Source organism: Methylocystis sp. Se48, from assembly GCF_056269425.1.
Genome location: NZ_CM149850.1, coordinates 3288224 through 3306653 on the forward strand (window position 1 = coordinate 3288224; position 18430 = coordinate 3306653).

Annotated in this window: 21 protein-coding genes; 8 read left to right on the forward strand and 13 right to left on the reverse strand. The window is 64.5% G+C overall.

Annotated features, from left to right (window positions below):
- Positions 1-14: 14 nt before the first annotated feature.
- Genes ACV959_RS15930 through typA form a run of 3 tightly spaced genes read right to left on the reverse strand, consistent with a single transcriptional unit; the run spans position 15 to position 3522 of the window.
- Complete coding sequence (locus ACV959_RS15930; protein ID WP_475737539.1) at positions 15-770, reverse strand: ABC transporter ATP-binding protein; 756 nt, start codon at positions 768-770, stop codon at positions 15-17.
- A gap of 40 nt (positions 771-810) precedes the next feature.
- Positions 811-1680, reverse strand: a complete 870-nt coding sequence (gene mutM / locus ACV959_RS15935; RefSeq protein ID WP_475737540.1) for a bifunctional DNA-formamidopyrimidine glycosylase/DNA-(apurinic or apyrimidinic site) lyase — start codon at positions 1678-1680, stop codon at positions 811-813.
- 18 nt (positions 1681-1698) lie between these two features.
- The gene (typA, locus tag ACV959_RS15940) at positions 1699-3522 is read right to left on the reverse strand and encodes a translational GTPase TypA (protein ID WP_475737541.1); all 1824 of its coding nucleotides are present in this window, start codon (positions 3520-3522) and stop codon (positions 1699-1701) included.
- A gap of 557 nt (positions 3523-4079) precedes the next feature.
- On the opposite strand from typA, the gene ACV959_RS15945 reads away from it, so the two are divergent.
- Positions 4080-4454 carry a hypothetical protein gene (locus tag ACV959_RS15945; protein ID WP_475737542.1) on the forward strand — a complete coding sequence of 125 codons (375 nt, stop codon included), beginning with the start codon at positions 4080-4082 and terminating at the stop codon, positions 4452-4454.
- Between the two features lie 54 nt (positions 4455-4508).
- On the opposite strand, the gene ACV959_RS15950 is transcribed toward ACV959_RS15945, so the two are convergent.
- From ACV959_RS15950 to ACV959_RS15960, 3 genes are read right to left on the reverse strand one after another with little or no spacing between them, the layout of a single operon-like run.
- On the reverse strand, positions 4509-5117 hold the full coding sequence (locus ACV959_RS15950; protein WP_475737543.1) for a TPM domain-containing protein: 609 nt from the start codon (positions 5115-5117) through the stop codon (positions 4509-4511).
- Positions 5117-5920, reverse strand: coding sequence for a TPM domain-containing protein (locus ACV959_RS15955; RefSeq protein WP_475737544.1), 804 nt, complete (start codon positions 5918-5920; stop codon positions 5117-5119). Before ACV959_RS15955 ends, ACV959_RS15950 begins: the two co-directional genes overlap by 1 nt.
- A gap of 2 nt (positions 5921-5922) precedes the next feature.
- On the reverse strand, positions 5923-6348 hold the full coding sequence (locus ACV959_RS15960; protein ID WP_475737545.1) for a Fur family transcriptional regulator: 426 nt from the start codon (positions 6346-6348) through the stop codon (positions 5923-5925).
- A 247-nt stretch (positions 6349-6595) separates the two neighbouring features.
- Here ACV959_RS15960 and ACV959_RS15965 point away from each other — a divergent pair, with 247 nt between their 5' ends.
- Positions 6596-7057: a hypothetical protein gene (locus ACV959_RS15965; RefSeq protein WP_475737546.1), complete on the forward strand. Its 462-nt coding sequence runs from the start codon at positions 6596-6598 to the stop codon at positions 7055-7057.
- A gap of 15 nt (positions 7058-7072) precedes the next feature.
- On the opposite strand, the gene ACV959_RS15970 is transcribed toward ACV959_RS15965, so the two are convergent.
- Positions 7073-7582 (reverse strand): hypothetical protein, encoded by a 510-nt coding sequence (locus ACV959_RS15970; RefSeq protein ID WP_475737547.1) that lies wholly within the window; start codon positions 7580-7582, stop codon positions 7073-7075.
- Positions 7583-7667: 85 nt separating this feature from the next.
- Between ACV959_RS15970 and ACV959_RS15975 the strand changes: the two genes are divergently transcribed.
- Positions 7668-8252: a hypothetical protein gene (locus tag ACV959_RS15975; RefSeq protein WP_475737548.1), complete on the forward strand. Its 585-nt coding sequence runs from the start codon at positions 7668-7670 to the stop codon at positions 8250-8252.
- Between the two features lie 70 nt (positions 8253-8322).
- Positions 8323-9561, forward strand: a complete 1239-nt coding sequence (locus ACV959_RS15980) for an argininosuccinate synthase (RefSeq protein ID WP_475737549.1) — start codon at positions 8323-8325, stop codon at positions 9559-9561.
- A gap of 62 nt (positions 9562-9623) precedes the next feature.
- Here ACV959_RS15980 and purD read toward each other — a convergent pair whose 3' ends face one another.
- A complete protein-coding gene (gene purD, locus ACV959_RS15985; protein ID WP_475737550.1) occupies positions 9624-10901 on the reverse strand; it encodes a phosphoribosylamine--glycine ligase in 1278 nt (425 codons plus the stop codon).
- Positions 10902-11038: 137 nt separating this feature from the next.
- On the opposite strand from purD, the gene ettA reads away from it, so the two are divergent.
- From ettA to ACV959_RS16000, 3 genes are read left to right on the forward strand one after another with little or no spacing between them, the layout of a single operon-like run.
- Positions 11039-12691 (forward strand): energy-dependent translational throttle protein EttA, encoded by a 1653-nt coding sequence (gene ettA / locus ACV959_RS15990; protein ID WP_475737551.1) that lies wholly within the window; start codon positions 11039-11041, stop codon positions 12689-12691.
- A 31-nt stretch (positions 12692-12722) separates the two neighbouring features.
- Positions 12723-13904, forward strand: a complete 1182-nt coding sequence (locus ACV959_RS15995; RefSeq protein WP_475737552.1) for an RNA-binding domain-containing protein — start codon at positions 12723-12725, stop codon at positions 13902-13904.
- A complete protein-coding gene (locus ACV959_RS16000) occupies positions 13901-14893 on the forward strand; it encodes a ParA family protein (protein ID WP_475737553.1) in 993 nt (330 codons plus the stop codon). Before ACV959_RS15995 ends, ACV959_RS16000 begins: the two co-directional genes overlap by 4 nt.
- Before the next feature lie 7 nt (positions 14894-14900).
- On the opposite strand, the gene ACV959_RS16005 is transcribed toward ACV959_RS16000, so the two are convergent.
- Positions 14901-15200 carry a DUF3175 domain-containing protein gene (locus ACV959_RS16005; RefSeq protein WP_475737554.1) on the reverse strand — a complete coding sequence of 100 codons (300 nt, stop codon included), beginning with the start codon at positions 15198-15200 and terminating at the stop codon, positions 14901-14903.
- Positions 15201-15510: 310 nt separating this feature from the next.
- On the opposite strand from ACV959_RS16005, the gene ACV959_RS16010 reads away from it, so the two are divergent.
- Entirely contained in the window at positions 15511-16005 is a 495-nt protein-coding gene (locus tag ACV959_RS16010; protein WP_475737555.1) for a transglycosylase SLT domain-containing protein, read from the forward strand.
- 7 nt (positions 16006-16012) lie between these two features.
- On the opposite strand, the gene lptA is transcribed toward ACV959_RS16010, so the two are convergent.
- The 4 genes from lptA to ACV959_RS16030 all read right to left on the reverse strand — a co-directional run bounded on the left by lptA (position 16013) and on the right by ACV959_RS16030 (position 18339).
- Complete coding sequence (gene lptA / locus ACV959_RS16015) at positions 16013-16549, reverse strand: lipopolysaccharide transport periplasmic protein LptA (protein ID WP_475737556.1); 537 nt, start codon at positions 16547-16549, stop codon at positions 16013-16015.
- A 7-nt stretch (positions 16550-16556) separates the two neighbouring features.
- Complete coding sequence (lptC, locus tag ACV959_RS16020; protein WP_475737557.1) at positions 16557-17342, reverse strand: LPS export ABC transporter periplasmic protein LptC; 786 nt, start codon at positions 17340-17342, stop codon at positions 16557-16559.
- 48 nt (positions 17343-17390) lie between these two features.
- Complete coding sequence (locus ACV959_RS16025; protein ID WP_475737558.1) at positions 17391-18005, reverse strand: ribonuclease D; 615 nt, start codon at positions 18003-18005, stop codon at positions 17391-17393.
- Positions 18006-18075: 70 nt separating this feature from the next.
- The gene (locus ACV959_RS16030; protein ID WP_475737559.1) at positions 18076-18339 is read right to left on the reverse strand and encodes a hypothetical protein; all 264 of its coding nucleotides are present in this window, start codon (positions 18337-18339) and stop codon (positions 18076-18078) included.
- Between the last annotated feature and the right edge of the window lie 91 nt (positions 18340-18430).

Genomic DNA, 18430 nt, shown 5'->3' on the forward strand with positions numbered 1-18430 from the left:
AGAGAAGCCCGCGCTCACGCCGGCGCCCCCGAACGGCCGCGCGCGACGTCGAGAAAAACCTCCTCCAGATTGGCGCGGCCATAGCGCGCGAGAAGCTCCGCGGGCGAGCCGTCGTCGACGATGACGCCTTCCTTCAGCATCAGCACCCGGTCGCACAGGCGCTCGACCTCGCCCATGTTGTGCGAGGCGAGGAGGATCGCGCAATTATGCGTCGCGCGATGCGCCTCGAGTCTTGCGCGCACCCAGTCGGCCGTGTCGGGATCGAGCGAGGCGGTGGGCTCGTCGAGCAGCAGCAGTTGCGGATCGTTGACGAGCGCCTTGGCGATGGCGACGCGCGTTTTCTGCCCGGCCGAGAGCCGGCCCGTCGGCCGATCGAGAAATTCGCGCAGCGCCAGCGCGTCGGCCAGCTCCTCGATTTTCCCGTCGACGTCGGCGACGTCGTAGAGAAGGGCGAAGACGCGGAGATTCTGCCGCACGGTGAGGCGATGCGGCAGATCGACATAGGGGCTCTCGAAATTCATGCGGCCGGCCACCGCGTGGCGCTCGCGCAGGAGATCGCGGCCGAAGACGCGGATCTCGCCGGCGCCGGGCTCGATCAGCCCCATCACCATGCCGATCGTCGTCGTCTTGCCCGCGCCATTGCCGCCAAGCAGCCCGGTCACGGAGCCGGGCGGCAGGGAAAAATCGAGCGGGCCGACGACGCGCTTGGCGCCGTAGCTCTTGGAGAGGCCGTGAACCGCGAGCGCCGGTTCTTGCGATGACGGGGACATGCCGGGGTTATGGCTTGCCGGGGCGGCCCCGGCAAGGCCGTCATTTCTGGCACTCGGGACAAAAGAAGGTCGAGCGCCCCGACTGCCTCGCGCGCGCGATCCTCCCCTTGCAGCCCGGCGTGAGGCAGGCGGCGCCTTCGCGATCATAGACACGGAAGGCGTGCTGGAAATAGCCGAGAGAGCCATCCGCCTGCCGGTGGTCGCGCAACGACGATCCGCCGGCGGCGAGCGCGTCTTCGAGCACCTGACGGATCGCCTCCGGCAGGCGCGCCAGCGCGGCCGTCGGCCTCCCCGCCGCGCTCACGAGCTTGCCTCCCGCGCGCAGGGGCGAAATCCCGCAACGGTGCAGCGCCTCGCAGACATAGATATTGCCCAGCCCTGCGATGAGCCGCTGGTCCAGAAGCAGCGCCTTGACGGGCGCCGCGCGGCCGCGAAAGGCGCGGGCGAGAAAGGCGGCGTCGAGGCCGCCCCCGAGCGGCTCCGCGCCCAGCCCGCTGAAAAGCCTGTGCGCGTCGAGCTCGCGCGTCGCGACCAGCAGCATGAAGCCGAAGCGGCGCGGATCGTTGTAGACGACGCGCGCGCCGCCCTCCATGTGGAGGACGACATGATCATGCGCCGCGTTCTTGTCGCGCGGGCGGTGAAAACGGCCCGGCGTCTCGTCGTCCATGCGAAACGAGCCGCTCATGCCGAGATGCATGACGAGCGTCTCGTCGCCGTCGAGATCGGCGAGGAGATATTTGGCGCGGCGCCGCAGGTCGACGATGCAGCGGCCTTTCAGCCGGTCGGCGAAGCGCGGCGGAAATGGAAAGCGCAGGTCGGGACGCCGCTGCTCGACCCGCGCGATCCGCTGGCCGACCAGCGCTGGGGCGAGGCCGCGACGAACCGTTTCGACTTCGGGCAGTTCGGGCATCGGCGCGCCGCCGCCCCGTCACTCCACCAGCGCGGCGCTCTTGCCCTTCGCCTTCTTGCGCTCGTTGGGATCGAGAATCGCCTTGCGCAGGCGGATCGACCTCGGGGTCACTTCCACGAGTTCGTCGTCCTCGATATAGGCCAGCGCCTTTTCCAGCGTCATCTTGATCGGCGGCGTGAGGCGCACGGCCTCGTCCTTGCCGGCGGCGCGGATGTTGGTGAGCTGCTTGCCCTTGAGCACGTTGATTTCGAGATCGTTGTCGCGGGTGTGCTCGCCGACGATCATGCCGCGATAGACCTTCCAGCCCGGCTCGATCATCATCGGACCGCGGTCCTCGAGCTTCCACATGGCGTAGGCGACCGCCTCGCCCTGATCGTTCGAGATCAGCACGCCGTTGCGGCGGCCCTGAATCTCGCCCTTGTAGGGCGCATAGTCGTGGAACAGGCGGTTCATGATCGCCGTGCCGCGCGTGTCGGTGAGCAATTCGCCCTGATAGCCGATGAGGCCGCGCGTCGGCGCGTGGAAGACGAGACGCAGGCGATTGCCGCCGGACGGGCGCATCTCGATCATTTCGGCCTTGCGCTCGGACATTTTCTGCACGACGACGCCGCTGTGCTCCTCGTCGACGTCGATGACGACCTCCTCGATCGGCTCCAGCAGATCGCCGGCCTCGTCCTTCTTGAAGACGACCTTGGGGCGCGAGACGCCGAGTTCGAAGCCCTCGCGGCGCATGGTCTCGATGAGGATGGCGAGCTGCAATTCGCCGCGGCCCGAGACGATGAAGGCGTCGCCCATCGGCGCGTCCTCGACGCGCAGCGCCACATTGCCCTCCGCCTCCTTGAAGAGGCGCGCGCGGATCATGCGGCTCGTGACCTTGTCGCCTTCCGTGCCGGCCAGCGGGCTGTCGTTGACGAGGAAGGTCATGGAGAGCGTCGGCGGGTCGATCGGCTGCGCCTGCAGCGGCTCGTTCACGTCGAGCGCGCAGAGCGTGTCGGCGACGTTGAACTGCTCGAGGCCCGCGATGGCGACGATGTCGCCGGCCTCCGCCTCCTCGATCGGCTGGCGCTCGATGCCGCGGAAGGCCAGGATCTTGGAGACGCGCCCCTGCTCCACGACCTTGCCCGCGCGGTCGAGCACCTTCACCGGCTGGTTGGGCTTCACGACGCCTGAGAACACCCGGCCCGTGATGATGCGGCCAAGATAGGGGTTGGCTTCGAGCAGCGTGCCGAGCATGCGGAAGCCGCCTTCCTCGACCCTGGGCGCGGGCACGTGCTTCAGCACGAGATCGAAGAGCGGCGCCATGTCGTCCTTCGGACCGTCCGGCTCCTCGGCCATCCAGCCCTGCTTGGCCGAGCCGTAGATGATGGGGAAGTCAAGCTGTTCGTCGGTCGCGTCGAGGGCGGCGAAAAGGTCGAAGACCTCGTTGACGACTTCCGAGACGCGCGCGTCGGGCTTGTCCACCTTGTTGACGCAGACGATGGGCTTCAGCCCGATCTTGAGCGCCTTGCCGACGACGAATTTCGTTTGCGGCATGGGGCCTTCGGCCGCGTCGACGAGCACGATGGCGCCGTCGACCATGGAGAGGATGCGCTCCACCTCGCCGCCGAAGTCGGCGTGGCCGGGGGTGTCGACGATGTTGATGCGGATGTCCTTCCAGACGACCGAGGTCGCCTTGGCGAGAATGGTGATGCCGCGCTCTTTTTCGAGATCGTTGGAGTCCATCACGCGCTCGGCGACGCGCTGGTTCTCGCGAAAGGCGCCCGACTGACGCAGGAGACAGTCGACGAGCGTGGTCTTGCCGTGGTCGACGTGGGCGATGATGGCGATATTGCGCAGCTGCATGTGCCGGCTTTCAAATGAAACAGCCGCGACCCGGTCCGGGGCGGGGAGCGGCCCGGAGCGCGGCGGCGGCTTCATGTTGCGATGCGGCGGGTTTTAGCCGAACGCGGGGGGAATTGGAATGGGGAAGACTAAGGGGGCGGGAATCGGAGCGGGAGCGTCTCCGAGCGCTGGGCGCGACAGCGGCCATTACTTCCTTTCAACCGAAAAGTTCTACAAGATTAATAAAATTCGTAAATAAGGAGCGGAATCCGATCAAATGGCATCGGCGGCAGCACTCCAGAGCCGATACCGGACAACAAGCGCAGCTTTGCTCGACTCAGACTACTCGGATTCTGCTCCGGCTTGCCTTTGCAAGCAAAGCGGCCACAGCTCAATTACGTAAATCATTTTAATTTTACGTTTACAAAAAGAGCCTATAAATTCGACAGCGGCTAACTGATTTTTGAGATTTAATACTTGAGTATGAAAAAAATTAGTGTATGCTCCAATTGAAGCAATTTTTAAATTGCTTCAAGGATGAAGTAGCAAAAATTTGAGCGAATAAGGAGCTTATAAAAATGGTTTTACAACTTCTGAAATCTGAAGATACGACAATTGTCGACATCAAAGAGCACCAGGGCTGGTACGCTTGGGAAAACCTCCAACCGCCGGGACCACACAGGCTTCACGTCATAGGGGATGTTGTGGTCTCGAATCCGGGCGTGGAGGCGAGCTTGGTCGAAAAATATCCTCAAGGCTTCAACCCAACCATTCTACTCCTTGAATTAATTTTGGTTCAAAGACCGGGAATCTGGCCGCAGGTGCTCGTTAAGAAGCAAGTTCATTTCGAAAAGATTACTCAAGACATCCCTTACAAATATAGGTCTGTGGAGATTTTCTCAGGTGGAGATATACAGCCAATCGTTGCCCTTCCCGTGGATGAAGTGAAATAATGGCAACCTGATCCAAGCAATATACAGCTACGCAGCTCAAACGCTGCGTAGCTCTCAACTCACATAAACCTTGTCCGGCAGTTCATCCCCCTCCGCCCCCGGCGGCGCCGCGCGCGCCAGCAGCCGGCCGCATTCCTCGATCGCCGCCACAAACCCATCCGCGCACCGCCCCTGACCCAAAAAGGTCAGCAAAGGCTCCAGCGCGGCCTTCCATTCCGCGTCGGAAATCTTCCCCGTCAGCCCCTCGTCGGCGACGATGCGGGCGTAGTGCTCCGCGAAGGAGACGAAGATCAGCACGCCCGTGCGGCCCTTCGTTCCCGTCACGCCCCGCGCGAAAAACTGCTCGATGGCGGCGCGCTCGGCGCGGCGTTTCTTCACAAAGCGGGGGGTGAGCGCGAGGCGCAGCGGCATCCGCCCCACGATGAGCGCCGCGAACATGAAGACGCCGATCTGGATCGCATAGATGTCGATGGCCGACAGCGCGGTGAATTCCGCCAGCGGCCAGGGCGTGGCCAGCGCGAAAAAGGCCGCCCAGAGCGGCGGCACATAGGCGTAATCCGACGCGCGGCGCGCGAGCGCGCAGACGATTTCGCCGGACGTCTTTTTCTCCGCCTCGCCGATGGCCTGCGCGATGCGGTCGAGATCCTGCTCCGAGAGCCGCATCACCAATCCCCCGAGGCGCCGCCGCCGCCCGACGAGCCGCCGCCGCCGGAGAAACTGTCGAAGCCCCCGCCGCCGCCCCAGGAGGAGCCGCCCGAGGAGCCGAAGTCGTCCCATCCGCCGCCTGACGGCGGCAGGATGATGACGGGCGGCCCGCCGCGGCGATAGCGCCGGTAATGCGCCGGCCGCGAACCGGCGCTCCTCGCCATCATGATGAAAATGAAGATGAACAGCGCAAAGATGACGAGCGGCAGAAGCTCCTCGAACAGCGAGGGCTCCGGCGGCAGCTTCTTCACCCACTCTGATTTGTCGCCGCTCAATATCTCGATGATCCCGTCGACGCCGCTCTCGATCCCGGCGTTGAAATCGCCCGCCTTGAATTTGGGCGTGACCGCGCTCGCGATGACGACCTTGGAGAGCGCGTCGGTGAGCACGCCCTCGAGCCCGTAGCCAACCTCGATGCGCATCTTGCGCTCGTTGGGCGCGACGAGAAAAAGGACGCCATTGTTTTTTTTCGCCTGCCCGAGCTTCCAGTAACGGAAGAGTCCGTTGGCGTAGGTCTCGATGTCATAGCCTTCGAGCGAGCGAACCGTCGCGACGACGAGCTGGATGCTCGATTTGTCTTCGAGATCGCGCAGTTTCGAGCCGAGCGCGGCCCGGGTGGAGGCCTGCAAAATCCCCGCCTGATCGACGACGCGGCCGGTGAGTTCGGGATAGGTTGGCGCCGCGATGGCGAGCCCGGCGAGCAAAGCGAAGACCAGGGCGAGAAGCCCCCCCAGCGCGCGGCGATCGGCGAGGGCGCGCATGGTCAGCCGCCGGCGCAGCGGGCGCAGCGCCCGGCGATCTCGACGACCCGCGTGCGCGCCTTGAAGCCGGCGGCGCCGGCGAGCGCCGCGAGTTCGCGCGCGAGCCCGGCGGAGGTCGCCTCCTTCACCTCCCCGCATTGCTCGCAGATGAGGAACACCACCGGCTCCTCGGCGCCATGGGAATGGCCGCAGACGACGAAGGCGTTCTTGGATTCGAGCCGGTGCGCGAGGCCGTTGTCGAGCAGAAAGGCGAGCGCGCGATAGACGGAGACGGGCGCCGGGCGCTTGCCCTCGGCGTCGGCCATGAGGTCGATCATTTCATAGGCGCCGACGGGGCGGTTCGCTTGGGTGAGAATGTCGAGCGCGCGGCGGCGCGCAGGCGTCATGCCGGAGATTTTTGCCGTGTCGTGCGGCGAAGGACTGCTCATACGCGCATTGTAGCGGGCGGCGGACGGAAAAACGAGACCGCGCGCCACGTCCCCGAGGGAAAACGGCCCCTGCAAGACTAAGTCACAGACGCGCAAGGCGTCTGAATGAAAAACTTGCGACAATACCGGATCAGCCGTCCGATCCCGGAAACAGAAAAAAGCAGATCAACGGCAAAACGAGCGTAACCGACGTGCGAAGCGCCGTGAAGCCGGCGCCGCGCGGACCGATAAACTTGGAGAAAATTCGATGAGTCCTGAATTCACCGCTTTGTTCATGATCGTCGCTTTCATGCTTGGCGTCGTCATGGTCGTCCTTGGCGGCGTCGGCTTCATGCGCGGCAATCTCGTGCTCATGCAGACGCGCTCGAAACTCGCGCAGGGGATCGTTTTCGCCGCAGCGGGGGCCATGTTCGTCGGCGGAATCGGCGTGCATTTCACCGGCAGCAGCAACACCGCCTTTCTCAAGGGCCAGATGCAGCGCGCCTCCGCCTGCGAACTCGAAGGCGAGAACGCTCATCCCGACGCCCGAGGCGGCAGGAGCGGCGTGATCGGTCGCCATATCGTCGCCTGCATGAACGCCGCGGGCTTCCGCTGGACGGACGCTGCCCCGCGCTGCCAAGAGGCGCCGGTCGCGACCAACGCCTATTGCTACGAGCCGGCGGACTGGTTCGATCGCGCGATCGTCACGGCGCAACTCGCCTTCGATTGAGACAGGGCCCCTGAGTCATGGCCTCGCGCAGGCGGCGGCGAATTTACGGAACTTCTCGGCGGCGCCCTTCAGGGGCGCCGTCTGCCGGGAGGCGCCAATGACGACCGTCAGCGCGTCCGCCCCCGCGAGCGCTGCGAAAATCGGGTCGCCGGCGCCGATGCGCCCCTCGAAACCGGGAACGCCGGCTTCTTCGTTGGGCGTCAGCTTTCCGGTTATCCTGGCCGAGACGCCGCCCGCGGAAATCACGGCGGTCGCGCTTTTTCCGGGCTTCAGCTTTTCCGAGGTCTCGGTAACGAAAAACGTCGCCGTTCCGCTTCGCGGCTTGCAGGAAAAGCCGCCAAAACTGTCGTCCGACTCGGGGACGGCGTAGCTGAGAAAGACCCGCCCGGGCTTTTTCTCTTCGAGCCCGGCGAGCGTCCAGACGCGCGTCTCCCCGGCGACGGCGGCCGGCGGCCCCCAGAGAAGCGCGCACAGGCCCAGACCCACAAACGCGCAGTTTACCATCGACGCCGCTTTGAGAGCCATGATTCCCCCGCCTCCCCGCTTTTCATCGACAGTAAAGCTTTCATTGGAAGAGTGCAGCAGCTTTCAATTCTTGCAGGAGTTTTTCATGTCTTTGGACGAACAGGCCGCGCTTTCGCTGCGACGCGAAATTTATGCGGACGGGGCCGCCCTGACGGCGGACCTCATCCGCCTCCTCGACTTGGGCCGCGCGGAAAAAGCCGAGCCTTCGCCGGCCTTCGCCGACCTCCTCGCCGAAGTCGCGACCGACGTCCTGCTCCGCCAGGTCGATCCGCCGAACTATATCCGCCAAGGCGACGCGGACACGCTCGTCCGGCGGCTCTCGCAGGGCGGCGGCCTCGCCAACCGCGCCGAATACGGCATGTTGATCCGAGTCATCCGCAACGCCGTGTCGGTCCCGCCCTCGCTCGCGGCCTTCGCCGTCGGCGAGATCGAGCGCGCGATCGTGTCGGGCGCGGCCGGCCATGCGACGGGCGTCGTCGCCCTCGAGGACATGGAGGCGTTGCGCACGGTCGTCTTCGCGGCGACCGCGGCGGACGCGGATTTGCGACGTTCTGGCGCAGTTGAAGTCTTCCCCGGCGCTGAAAACCTTAGTCGGCGGCCGCGCGCGCGGCGCATGACGGCCTGCGCCGTCTGCTCGGCGAGAGCTGAGGCGCGCCGCCGCGGCGGATGAAATTTCAAATTGCGTCGCCGGGCCCGCTCACTATAGTCCGCCGCGAATTTCCACCGAGCCCGAGCCGCACATGACCCGCGCCAAGAAAGAGATCAAGAAAGTCGTCCTCGCCTATTCCGGGGGCCTCGACACCTCCATCATCCTCAAATGGCTGCAGACGACCTATGGCGCGGAGGTCGTCACCTTCACCGCCGATCTTGGCCAGGGCGAGGAGCTGGGGCCGGCGCGCGAGAAGGCGCTGCTTCTGGGCGTCAAGCCCGAAAACGTCTTCATCGAGGATCTGCGCGAGGAATTCGTGCGCGATTACGTCTTCCCGATGTTTCGCGCCAACGCCGTCTATGAGGGCCTTTATCTCCTCGGCACCTCCATCGCGCGGCCCCTGATCGCCAAAAAGCAGATCGAGATCGCAAGGCGGATGGGCGCGGATGCGGTCTGCCACGGCGCGACGGGCAAGGGCAATGATCAGGTCCGCTTCGAACTCGGCTACTACGCGCTCGAGCCTGACATCGCCGTCATCGCGCCCTGGCGCGAGTGGGATTTCCAGTCCCGCACCGATCTCATCGCCTTCGCGGAAGCGCATCAGATCCCGATCGCCAAGGACAAACGCGGCGAGGCGCCCTTCTCCACCGACGCCAACCTCCTGCACACCTCCTCCGAAGGGAAGGTGCTTGAGGATCCGGCGCAGGAGACGCCCGATTACGTCTATTCGCGCACGGGCCATCCCGAAGACGCGCCGAACGAAGCGCAATATGTCACGATCGACTTCGAGAAAGGCGACGCGATCGCGATCGACGGCGTGACGATGTCGCCCGCGACGCTGCTCGCGAAGCTCAACGAGCTCGGCCGCCTGCACGGGATCGGCCGGCTCGATCTCGTCGAGAATCGTTTCGTCGGCATGAAGTCGCGCGGCATGTACGAGACGCCCGGCGGCACGATCCTGCTCGTCGCGCATCGCGGCATGGAGAGCCTCACGCTCGACCGCGGCGCCGCGCATCTCAAGGACGAGCTGATGCCGCGCTATGCGGAACTGATCTACAACGGCTTCTGGTTCTCGCCCGAGCGCGAGATGTTGCAGGCCGCGATCGACCATTCGCAACAGCATGTCACCGGCCGCGTGCGGCTGAAGCTCTACAAGGGCTCCGCGACGCTGGTGGGCCGCGAGAGCCCATGGTCGCTCTACGACCAGGATCTCGTCACCTTCGAAGAGGGCGGAACCTACGACCAGCGCGACGCCGAAGGCTTCATCAAGCTCAACGCGCTGCGGCTGCGGACGCTTGCGAAGAGGGCGGCGCGCGGCGCAAAGAGGTAACGGACGGGCGGCCTGCCTGCCCCTGTCTCTCCCCGCAGCGGGAAAATATCGGGGCCGGGAGGTCAGCGCCGCTCCCGAGCCACCTCCCGCCAGCCGATGTCTCGGCGGCAGAAGCCGCCCGGCCAGTCGATCGCGTCGACCGCCGCATAGGCCTTGGCCTGCGCCTCGGCGACGCTTGCCGCCAGCGCCGTGACGTTCAGCACGCGGCCGCCCGCCGCGAGTAGGCGCGCGCCTTCGACGCGCGTGCCGGCGTGGGTGACGATCACGTCCGCCATCGCCTCGGCCTTTTCGACGCCCTTGATCTCCGAGCCCGTCAGCGGCGCGCCGGGATAGCCCTTCGCCGCGAGCACGACAGTGAGCGCCGCCCGCGGCGAGAAACGCGGGCGCTTTCCGGCAAGGTCGCCGCGCGCGGCGGCGAGCGCGAGGGCGAGCAGATCGTCCTCGAGCCGGGGGAGGATGGCCTGCGCCTCCGGGTCGCCGAAGCGGTTGTTGTATTCGATGAGCTTCGGGCCATCGGCCGTCAGCATCAGCCCGGCGTAGAGAACGCCCTTGAAGGGCGCGCCTTTCTCCCGCATCGCGCGCATAGTCGGTTCGATGATCTCGGCCATGACGCGCGCCTCGATCTCCGGCGTCACGACGGAGGCCGGGGAATAGGCGCCCATGCCCCCCGTATTCGGCCCCGTATCCCCGTCGCCGACGCGCTTGTGGTCCTGCGCCGTGGCGAAGGGAACGGCGCGCGTTCCATCGCAGATCGCGAAGAAGGAAGCCTCCTCGCCTTCGAGAAACGCCTCGATCACCACCTCCGCGCCCGACTGGCCGAAGAGTCCCGCGAACATGGCCTCGACCGCCCGCTCCGCCTCCTCCAGCGTCTGCGCGACGACGACGCCCTTGCCGGCCGCGAGGCCATCCGCCTTCACGACGATGGGCGCGCCCTTTTCGCGCAGCCAGGCGAGCGCCGCGTCCTTGTCCGAGAAGCGCTCATAGGCGGCCGTGGGGATGCCGTAGTCCCGGCAGAGATCCTTGGTGAAGCCCTTGGAGCCTTCGAGCTGCGCCGCCGCCTGCGTCGGACCGAAAGCCAGAATTTCGGCGCGCGCGAGCGCGTCGACGAGGCCGCCGATCAGCGGCTGCTCCGGGCCGACGACGACGAGCGCGACTCCGTTCTCGCGGCAGAAGCGAATGACCGCGCCATGATCGCCCGCGTCGAGATCGACGTTGACGCCCACGCGCGCGGTCCCTGGATTGCCGGGGGCGACGTAAAGGCTCGTCAACAGAGGGCTTTTCGCCAGCGCATTGGCCATGGCGCACTCGCGCCCGCCCGATCCGATGAGAAGCACGTTCATGAGCGCCTTTTCCCTGCCTCGACCCGCGACGCGGCCCCGTTTACGCGGTTGCGCGCGGAAAGGAAACCGCTTCCCTCCGCGCCCGCAAATGCTCTAAACACGGCCGCACGTTTTCCTGAACCCCCGAGACGAAGCCAATGGCGCGCCAATTCATCTATCACATGCAGGGCCTCACCAAGACCTATCCGGGCGGCAAGAAGGTTCTCGACAACATCAACCTTTCCTTCTACCCGGACGCCAAGATCGGCGTGCTCGGCGTCAACGGGGCCGGCAAGTCAACGCTGCTGCGCATCATGGCCGGCATCGACAAGGACTTTACGGGCGAGGGCTTCGTCGCCGAAGGCGCGCGCGTCGGCTATCTGCCTCAGGAGCCGCAGCTCGATCCGGCGCTGAACGTGCGCGAAAACGTCATGCTCGGCGTGGCGGAGAAGAAAGCCATTCTCGATCGCTACAACGATCTCGCCATGAATTATTCGGACGAGACCGCGGACGAGATGACGAAGCTCCAGGACGAGATCGAGGCCAAGGGCCTGTGGGATCTGGACAGCCAAGTCGATCAGGCCATGGACGCGCTAGGCTGCCCGCCGGACGACGCCGACGTGACCAAGCTCTCGGGCGGAGAGCGGCGCCGCGTGGCGTTGTGCCGGCTGCTGCTCGAAAAGCCCGACATGCTGCTGCTCGACGAACCGACCAACCATCTCGACGCCGAGACGGTGAACTGGCTCGAGGGCCATTTGCGCAACTATCCGGGCGCGATCCTGATCGTCACCCACGACCGCTACTTCCTCGACAATGTGACGGGCTGGATCCTGGAGCTCGATCGCGGCCGCGGCATTCCCTATGAGGGCAATTACACCAGCTGGCTTAAGCAGAAGCAGAAGCGTCTCGCGCAGGAGGCGAGCGAGGACAAGGCGCGCCAGCGCGCGCTGGAAGCCGAAAGCGAGTGGATCGCGGCCAGCCCCAAGGCGCGCCAGGCCAAGAGCAAGGCGCGCATCCAGCGTTATGAGGAGCTCGTCGCCAAGCAGAACGACAAGGCGCCCACCACCGCGCAGATCATCATTCCGGTCGCGGAGCGCCTGGGCCAGAACGTCATCGACTTCGAGCACATCTCCAAGGCCTTCGGCGACAAGCTGCTGATCGACGATCTTTCCTTCAAGCTGCCGCCCGGCGGCATCGTCGGCGTGATCGGCCCGAACGGCGCGGGCAAGACGACGCTCTTCCGCATGATCACGGGGCAGGAAAAGCCCGACAGCGGCACGATCACGATCGGCGAGAGCGTGCAGCTCGGCTATGTCGACCAGTCGCGCGACGCGCTGCACGCCAACAAGACCGTCTGGGAGGAGATTTCGGAAGGCAATGAGGTGATCTACCTCGGCAAGCGCGAGATCAACTCCCGCGCCTATTGCTCGGCCTTCAACTTCAAGGGCGCGGACCAGCAGAAGAAGGTCGGCCAGCTCTCGGGCGGCGAACGCAACCGCGTGCATCTCGCCAAAATGCTCAAGAGCGGCGCGAATGTCCTGCTGCTCGACGAGCCGACGAACGATCTCGACGTCGACACGCTGCGCGCGCTGGAAGAAGCGCTGACGGACTTCGCCGGCTGCGCCGTGATCATCTCGCACGACCGGTTTTTCCTCGACCGCATCGCCACGCATATTCTCGCTTACGAAGGCGACTCGCATGTCGAGTGGTTCGAAGGAAACTTCGCCGATTACGAGGAAGACAAGAAGCGCCGGCTGGGCGTCGACAGCGTCATTCCTCACCGGTTGAAATACAAGAAGTTTACGAGGTGACCCCAAAAACCCGACGCCGGAGATCTGCCGCATGGCCCTTCGCCACGACGAACTGAAAAAAATTATCGCGGAAGGCGAAGGGCCTCTTGTCGAATTCAAGGAATCGGCGGCAGCAAAGAAAATTCCAGAGGCGGTCTGCGCATTCGCCAACGACATCAACGGCTCGGCGAAGCCGGGGCTCATTCTGATCGGCGTAAAGGACGACGGGACTGTCGTCGGCGCCACCAGTGACGACGAGTCGCTACAGAAGTTGGCGCAGATCCGCACGGATGGCAGCATTACGCCGACGCCCTCGATGACGATTGAGCCTCTGGAAGTTGATGGAAAGACCGTTGTAGCGATCAGCGTCAGCCCATCGGATTCCCCCCCTGTCCGATATAAGGGAGCCGCCTTCATCCGGGTGGGAACCACAGTCAGCCGCGCTACGGCCGAAGAAGAGCGCCGTCTTACCGAACAGCGCAGGAGTCGGTCCCTGCCGTTTGATGCGCGGGGAATCGCTGGATGCGGGATAGACGAACTGGATCTGAATCGATTCCGCCTCGACTATCTCCCGCAAGCGGTCAATCAGGCGGTTCTAGAGGAAAATGGCCGGACAACAGATGAGCAATTGTCGGCGCTGAAGCTGACCGACTACGGTGGATGTGTCACCCCCACAGGCCTGCTTGTTGCCGGTAAAGACCCGCTGCGGTTTCTGCCTGGCGCCTTCGTGCAATTCCGCCGGGTCGCTGGAAGGGAAATCACCGACGAAACCGACGATGAAATGCGCGCGTCCGGGACGCTCGACGTCGTCGTGCGGCTCATCGAGGATAAGCTCCGCGCGCACAATACGATTTCGCTCACGATTGGCGGCTCGCGCCATGAACGCCGGGCCCTTTATCCGGAAGCTGCGCTCCAGCAGGTTTTTCGCAATGCAATCATGCATCGCGACTACGAAGTATCCACGCCGGTCCGAGTGACTTGGTTCGATGATCGAATCCAAATCGACAACCCCGGGGGCCCGTTTCAGATTCCCTTGAACAGTTTCGGCAAGCCGGGATTCACCGGATATCGAAACCCCAACATCGCGGAGGCGATGCGGAATCTTGGACTTGTCGAAAGATTTGGCGTTGGATTGCCTCTCGCGAAAAAGGCTTTGAGAGAAAATGGAAATCCAGATCTCGATCTCCGGGCGGATGAAAATTTCGTATTTGCGGTATTGAGGAGACGTCCGTGAAAACAATCGCTTTTTTCAACAACAAGGGAGGCGTGGGCAAAACGTCGCTCGTCTTTCATCTTGCCTGGATATTGAACGACCTTGGCCATCGGGTCGTCGTTGCCGATCTTGATCCGCAAGCGAACGTAACGACCTTTTTTCTAGGAGAGGAGCGCGCGGCGAGTCTGCTGGAGTCGAAGAATGAGACCTATACGATCTATCAGGCGTTGCTGCCCCTGCTCGAAGGCATAGGGGATCTTGCCGAGATTGATCCTCAAAACATATCGAATGGTTTGAGCCTCATACCCGGCGACCTCGCGCTTTCGAGCGCGGAGGGTGAGCTCTCGACGCAGTGGTCGCAAACCCTATCGTCCGACGAGGCGCAAAAAAAGAGAGCTTTCCGCATCGTATGCAGCTTCTACCGAGCGATCGAACGCGTCGCTCGAAAGACGGATGCCACAATTGCATTGATCGACGTCGGGCCCAATCTCGGGCCACTCAACCGCACCGCCCTCGTTGCGAGCGATTATGTCGTTCTACCGATAGGCAGTGACGCCTTTTCGCTTCAAGGACTGAAGAATGTCGGCAAGACCTTGAGCGGTTGGAGGACGGAGTGGGCCGAAAAGCGTCGGCGATTTCCTGCAGGACTGCAGATCGCCCTGCCGGAAGGCGAGATGAAGGCCATCGGTTATGTCGTCAGCCGCTTCGCCATGCGCTCCGGCCGGCCAGCCAAGGCCTACTTCAATTGGGCGTCGCAAATGCCCCGCGCCTACCGTGAGTATGTTCTGGGAGAGAGCGACGGCGCCTGCGCGGATCCTGCGGATGATCCTCATTGCCTCGCTGAGTTGAAAGACTACCGGTCTTTGATGCCGATGGCGCAAGACGCCAACAAGCCCATTTTTTATCTCCGCGCATCGGATGGGGCCATTGGCGCGCATCAGGCGGGCGTCGCCGACGCTGGCCGGGATTTTAGGAGCTTGGCGACAAAAATACTGGAGCGCCTGCAATAGAAGGCTGTCAACGACGCTCCCGTCTATACAGTTTCCGCAGCTCGTCCTTCGCATTCTTCAGCACGCGGCGGCGGTCGGCGGGCAAGTCCCTGCCGGCGCGGTTGATGTAAAAGGTCAGCATCGACATGGCGGATCGGAAAGGCGTCTCCTTGCGGCGCGCGCTCTCCTCCGCCGACCGCTTGAGCGACAGCGCGATTTCCCGCGGGTCGTCGCGCGTGAAGACGCCCGGCTCGAGGTCGAGCGCATTGCTGCGGCGCGAAACTTCCGCGGACCAGCGGGCCTCCTTCCGCGCGTCGCGCGCCGTCATGACATCCTCGCTAAAACGCCCCCGGGCGAAAGAATAACTGAACGCCCCGCGAGAAAGGAAAAGGCCCGGCCGCTTTCGCGACCGGGCCGACGCCCCTTGAAAACCTGCCCTGAAACGCCAACCCCTCGAGAACGCCCCTGAAACAACTGCATCGAACACACATAAGGTGACCCTTTTTTAACTCCCTGTGTGTGCGCCGCCGCACGGAACGCGCGTGAAGCAGCGCCCTTGCCGCCACGATTTCGCCATCTGGCCGTGGCGACTTACGTCGAGAAATGTGCGGGGCGCAGAGAGGGGAAACGTCTCACAAATGAAATCAATCGCCTATTGCACGCTGGCGGCTCTCGCCCTCGCGGGCTGCGCGCAAACCGGATCGCCCATCGCCTCGGCGCCCGAATCCTATGTCAACGAGCCGCGGCCCGAGGAGACGCTGAAGGGCAAGGACGCGCTCGGGTCCCGGATCGCCCATTTCGCGCGGCTCTACGACATTCCCGAATCTCTTATTCACCGCTCCGTGCGGCGCGAGAGCAATTACAATCCGGCGGCGCGGCACGGGCCCTATTGGGGGCTGATGCAGATCCGTCACGACACCGCGAGGGGCATGGGCTATCACGGTCCGGCGAGCGGCCTGCTCGACCCCGACACGAACCTCACCTATGCGGTTCCCTATCTCGCCAACGCCTACAAACTCTCGGGCGGCGACGAGGCCCGCGCCATCCGGCTCTACGCCGGCGGCTATTATTACGAGGCCAAGCGCCGCCACATGCTCGACGAACTCCACAAGACGGCGCTCACCTCCGAATGACGCTCGGCTACTGGCTTTTGGGCGTGAAGGTGGAGCGCACGCGACCGCCTTGCGCCCCGCCGCCCTGCACGGTCGCGACGCCGCTCGTCACGTCATAGACGAGCCGGTCGCCCTTCACCACATTGTCGCCCTGGGTCAGGGTCACATTGCCGGTGAGATAGACCTTGTTCTCGGCCTTGTCGTAGCTGCCGCGGTCGCCCGCGCCGATCTGATCCTTGGAAACGAGCGTCACCGGCCCGTCGGCGTCGATGTGCCGGACGCGGTCGTTGCTCGTCGCGCCGCCGGCGGCGGCCCCTTTCCCTTCCAGAAAAATTGTCAGGCGCGAAGCCTTCAGCGTCGACGGCCCATTCGTGACGATCACGCCGCCGGAATAGACGAGCTTCTGCTCCTGGTCGAAATAATCGAGCTTGCCGGCGTCGATGTTGAGGGGATCCCTGGCGGTGGCGCCGGGGAGAATGCCCCCCGAACGGCCGCTCTTCGCGCATGCCGGCGCAGCGACGAGAACCGACGCCGCGACTGCGGCGAAAATGATCTGGCGTTTCATCTGTCTCTCATTGCGCCGCGCGCGCTCCATCCCCGGGCGCCCCGCTTTCCCCATAGAGCACGGAGCGCACATGGCCCGAGAACGTCGCGCGCCGCTCCTTTTGCGAAAATTCCGCGCGATCCGCAACGACGTCGCCGCCCTCGATCTTCAGGGTCACGGGCTTGTCGGTGGTCATCACGCCCGCTTTGAAATCCATCACGGCGGCGTCCATCCGCATGTCGAGATCCTTGTCGGCGCGGATCGTTACGCCGCCGCTCATCTCGGCGCGATCGTTTTTCGCGGTGTAGTGGGCCTTCGCCGCCGTCATGACGACCGAGCTTTCCCCCTGTGTCTCGACCCGCACGTCGAGGCCGTCCAGATCGAAGACCTCGGGCGTGCTGATGTCCTGAACGCCAACGCGCGCCCGGATTTCGTAGGGGCGGCCGTCCTTGCGATAGCCGACGAGCTTGGGCGCCTCGATGACGATGCGGTTTCCCTTCAGCGCCACCCTGGCCAGATTGAGGTCCACGGGCAGGAAGCGCAACGACCCGGCCAGAAGGCCAAGGCCGACGATCGCGACGGTTCCGCCGACGCCCCAGAGAATCAATCTGCGCAGCCGGGCGACGCGCGCCGTGTGGCGAAGGGCGTCCGGAAACGCGCTTTCGCGCCGCGCGGTGAGCGCGGAGAGGCGGTCGCGCGACGCCGCCGGGCGATTGGCCGCCGCCCGGACGTTGACGGGCGCGGGCGCGCCCGGCGTAGGTTTCTCTGGCGAGGTCGTGGCGGCCGGGACGTCTCCGGCGCTTCCGTCTGTCATGGCGCGATCATGGGGCGGCGCGGTGGCGAATTCGAGGCGCCGCGCCGCTCATTCGTGCGAGAAAATATCCGCCTCCTGCCAGCCGGCGAGATCGAGCCGCACCCGCGTGGGGAGAAAATCGAAGCAGGCCCGGGCGAGATCAGTCCTGCCCTCGCGGGCCAGCATGGCGTCGAGCTTCTCCTTGAGCTGGTGCAGATACAGCACGTCCGAGGCGGCGTAGGCCTGCTGCGCGTCGCTCAGCGTCGCCGCGCCCCAGTCTGAGGACTGCTGTTGCTTGGAGATTTCGACGCCCGCCAGTTCCCGCGCGAGATCCTTCAGCCCGTGACGGTCGGTGTAGGTGCGGGTCAATTTCGAGGCGATCTTGGTGCAATAGACCGGAGCGGGCATCACGCCGAATGTCTTCGCCAGGATCGCCAGATCGAAGCGGGCGAAATGGAAGAGTTTCAGAACGTTCGGATCGGCGAGAAGCTTTTCGAGATTGGGCGCCCGCGTTTGGCCGCGCGCGATCTGGACCAGATCGGCGTAGCCGTCGCCAAAGGAGAGTTGCACGACGCACAGCCGGTCCCGATGCGGGTTGAGCCCGAGCGTCTCCGTGTCGATGGCGACGATCCCGGCGGCGGGGACCGCGGACGGAAGGTCGCCCTGATGCAAGCGAATGGTCATGAGAGTCGATTCGTCGATGGCGCTTTCCGCTTTCCTTACCCAAAAGCGGAAAGCTTGTCGAAAGGGGCGGCTAGGCCCTCTTTCCCGGCGACCGGCCTCGGGAGGCCGACCCGCCGGTGAAAGGGCGCTCGCCTTCCTGCAGCCGGTCGCCCACGAAGCGGGCCCATCCGATCAGCAATTCGCAAACGGACGAGGTGATGGCGGCGTAACGGAACCTTTTGTTGGCCGCGAGGGCGCGCAGCGACAGGCCGAGATAATGAGCCTCGACCAGCGCCTGCTCGAGCCGAACCTCGTCATTGTCGATTTCCTTGGCGTTTTCGTCGTTTTCGTTCAATTTCCGATCTCCTGGGGTCCGGCGCCCGCCGGGGGCGTCCGTTTTCGACGAAAACGATCATTGCGGGAGCTTCGGCTCGACGGCAGGCACG

What these genes read in the sequence shown, in the direction of transcription:
- ACV959_RS16005 (WP_475737554.1), bottom strand. Translation starts at nt 15,200, where the DNA reads ATGACGGCGCGCGACGCGCGGAAGGAGGCCCGCTGGTCCGCGGAAGTT.
- ACV959_RS15965 (WP_475737546.1), top strand. Translation starts at nt 6,596, where the DNA reads ATGAGTCCTGAATTCACCGCTTTGTTCATGATCGTCGCTTTCATGCTT.
- lptA (WP_475737556.1), bottom strand. Translation starts at nt 16,549, where the DNA reads ATGAAACGCCAGATCATTTTCGCCGCAGTCGCGGCGTCGGTTCTCGTC.
- ACV959_RS15980 (WP_475737549.1), top strand. Translation starts at nt 8,323, where the DNA reads ATGACCCGCGCCAAGAAAGAGATCAAGAAAGTCGTCCTCGCCTATTCC.
- ACV959_RS15975 (WP_475737548.1), top strand. Translation starts at nt 7,668, where the DNA reads ATGTCTTTGGACGAACAGGCCGCGCTTTCGCTGCGACGCGAAATTTAT.
- ACV959_RS16010 (WP_475737555.1), top strand. Translation starts at nt 15,511, where the DNA reads ATGAAATCAATCGCCTATTGCACGCTGGCGGCTCTCGCCCTCGCGGGC.
- purD (WP_475737550.1), bottom strand. Translation starts at nt 10,901, where the DNA reads ATGAACGTGCTTCTCATCGGATCGGGCGGGCGCGAGTGCGCCATGGCC.
- ettA (WP_475737551.1), top strand. Translation starts at nt 11,039, where the DNA reads ATGGCGCGCCAATTCATCTATCACATGCAGGGCCTCACCAAGACCTAT.
- ACV959_RS15970 (WP_475737547.1), bottom strand. Translation starts at nt 7,582, where the DNA reads ATGGCTCTCAAAGCGGCGTCGATGGTAAACTGCGCGTTTGTGGGTCTG.
- mutM (WP_475737540.1), bottom strand. Translation starts at nt 1,680, where the DNA reads ATGCCCGAACTGCCCGAAGTCGAAACGGTTCGTCGCGGCCTCGCCCCA.
- lptC (WP_475737557.1), bottom strand. Translation starts at nt 17,342, where the DNA reads ATGACAGACGGAAGCGCCGGAGACGTCCCGGCCGCCACGACCTCGCCA.
- ACV959_RS15945 (WP_475737542.1), top strand. Translation starts at nt 4,080, where the DNA reads ATGGTTTTACAACTTCTGAAATCTGAAGATACGACAATTGTCGACATC.
- ACV959_RS15955 (WP_475737544.1), bottom strand. Translation starts at nt 5,920, where the DNA reads ATGCGCGCCCTCGCCGATCGCCGCGCGCTGGGGGGGCTTCTCGCCCTG.
- ACV959_RS15995 (WP_475737552.1), top strand. Translation starts at nt 12,723, where the DNA reads ATGGCCCTTCGCCACGACGAACTGAAAAAAATTATCGCGGAAGGCGAA.
- typA (WP_475737541.1), bottom strand. Translation starts at nt 3,522, where the DNA reads ATGCAGCTGCGCAATATCGCCATCATCGCCCACGTCGACCACGGCAAG.
- ACV959_RS16025 (WP_475737558.1), bottom strand. Translation starts at nt 18,005, where the DNA reads ATGACCATTCGCTTGCATCAGGGCGACCTTCCGTCCGCGGTCCCCGCC.
- ACV959_RS15950 (WP_475737543.1), bottom strand. Translation starts at nt 5,117, where the DNA reads ATGCGGCTCTCGGAGCAGGATCTCGACCGCATCGCGCAGGCCATCGGC.
- ACV959_RS15930 (WP_475737539.1), bottom strand. Translation starts at nt 770, where the DNA reads ATGTCCCCGTCATCGCAAGAACCGGCGCTCGCGGTTCACGGCCTCTCC.
- ACV959_RS15960 (WP_475737545.1), bottom strand. Translation starts at nt 6,348, where the DNA reads ATGAGCAGTCCTTCGCCGCACGACACGGCAAAAATCTCCGGCATGACG.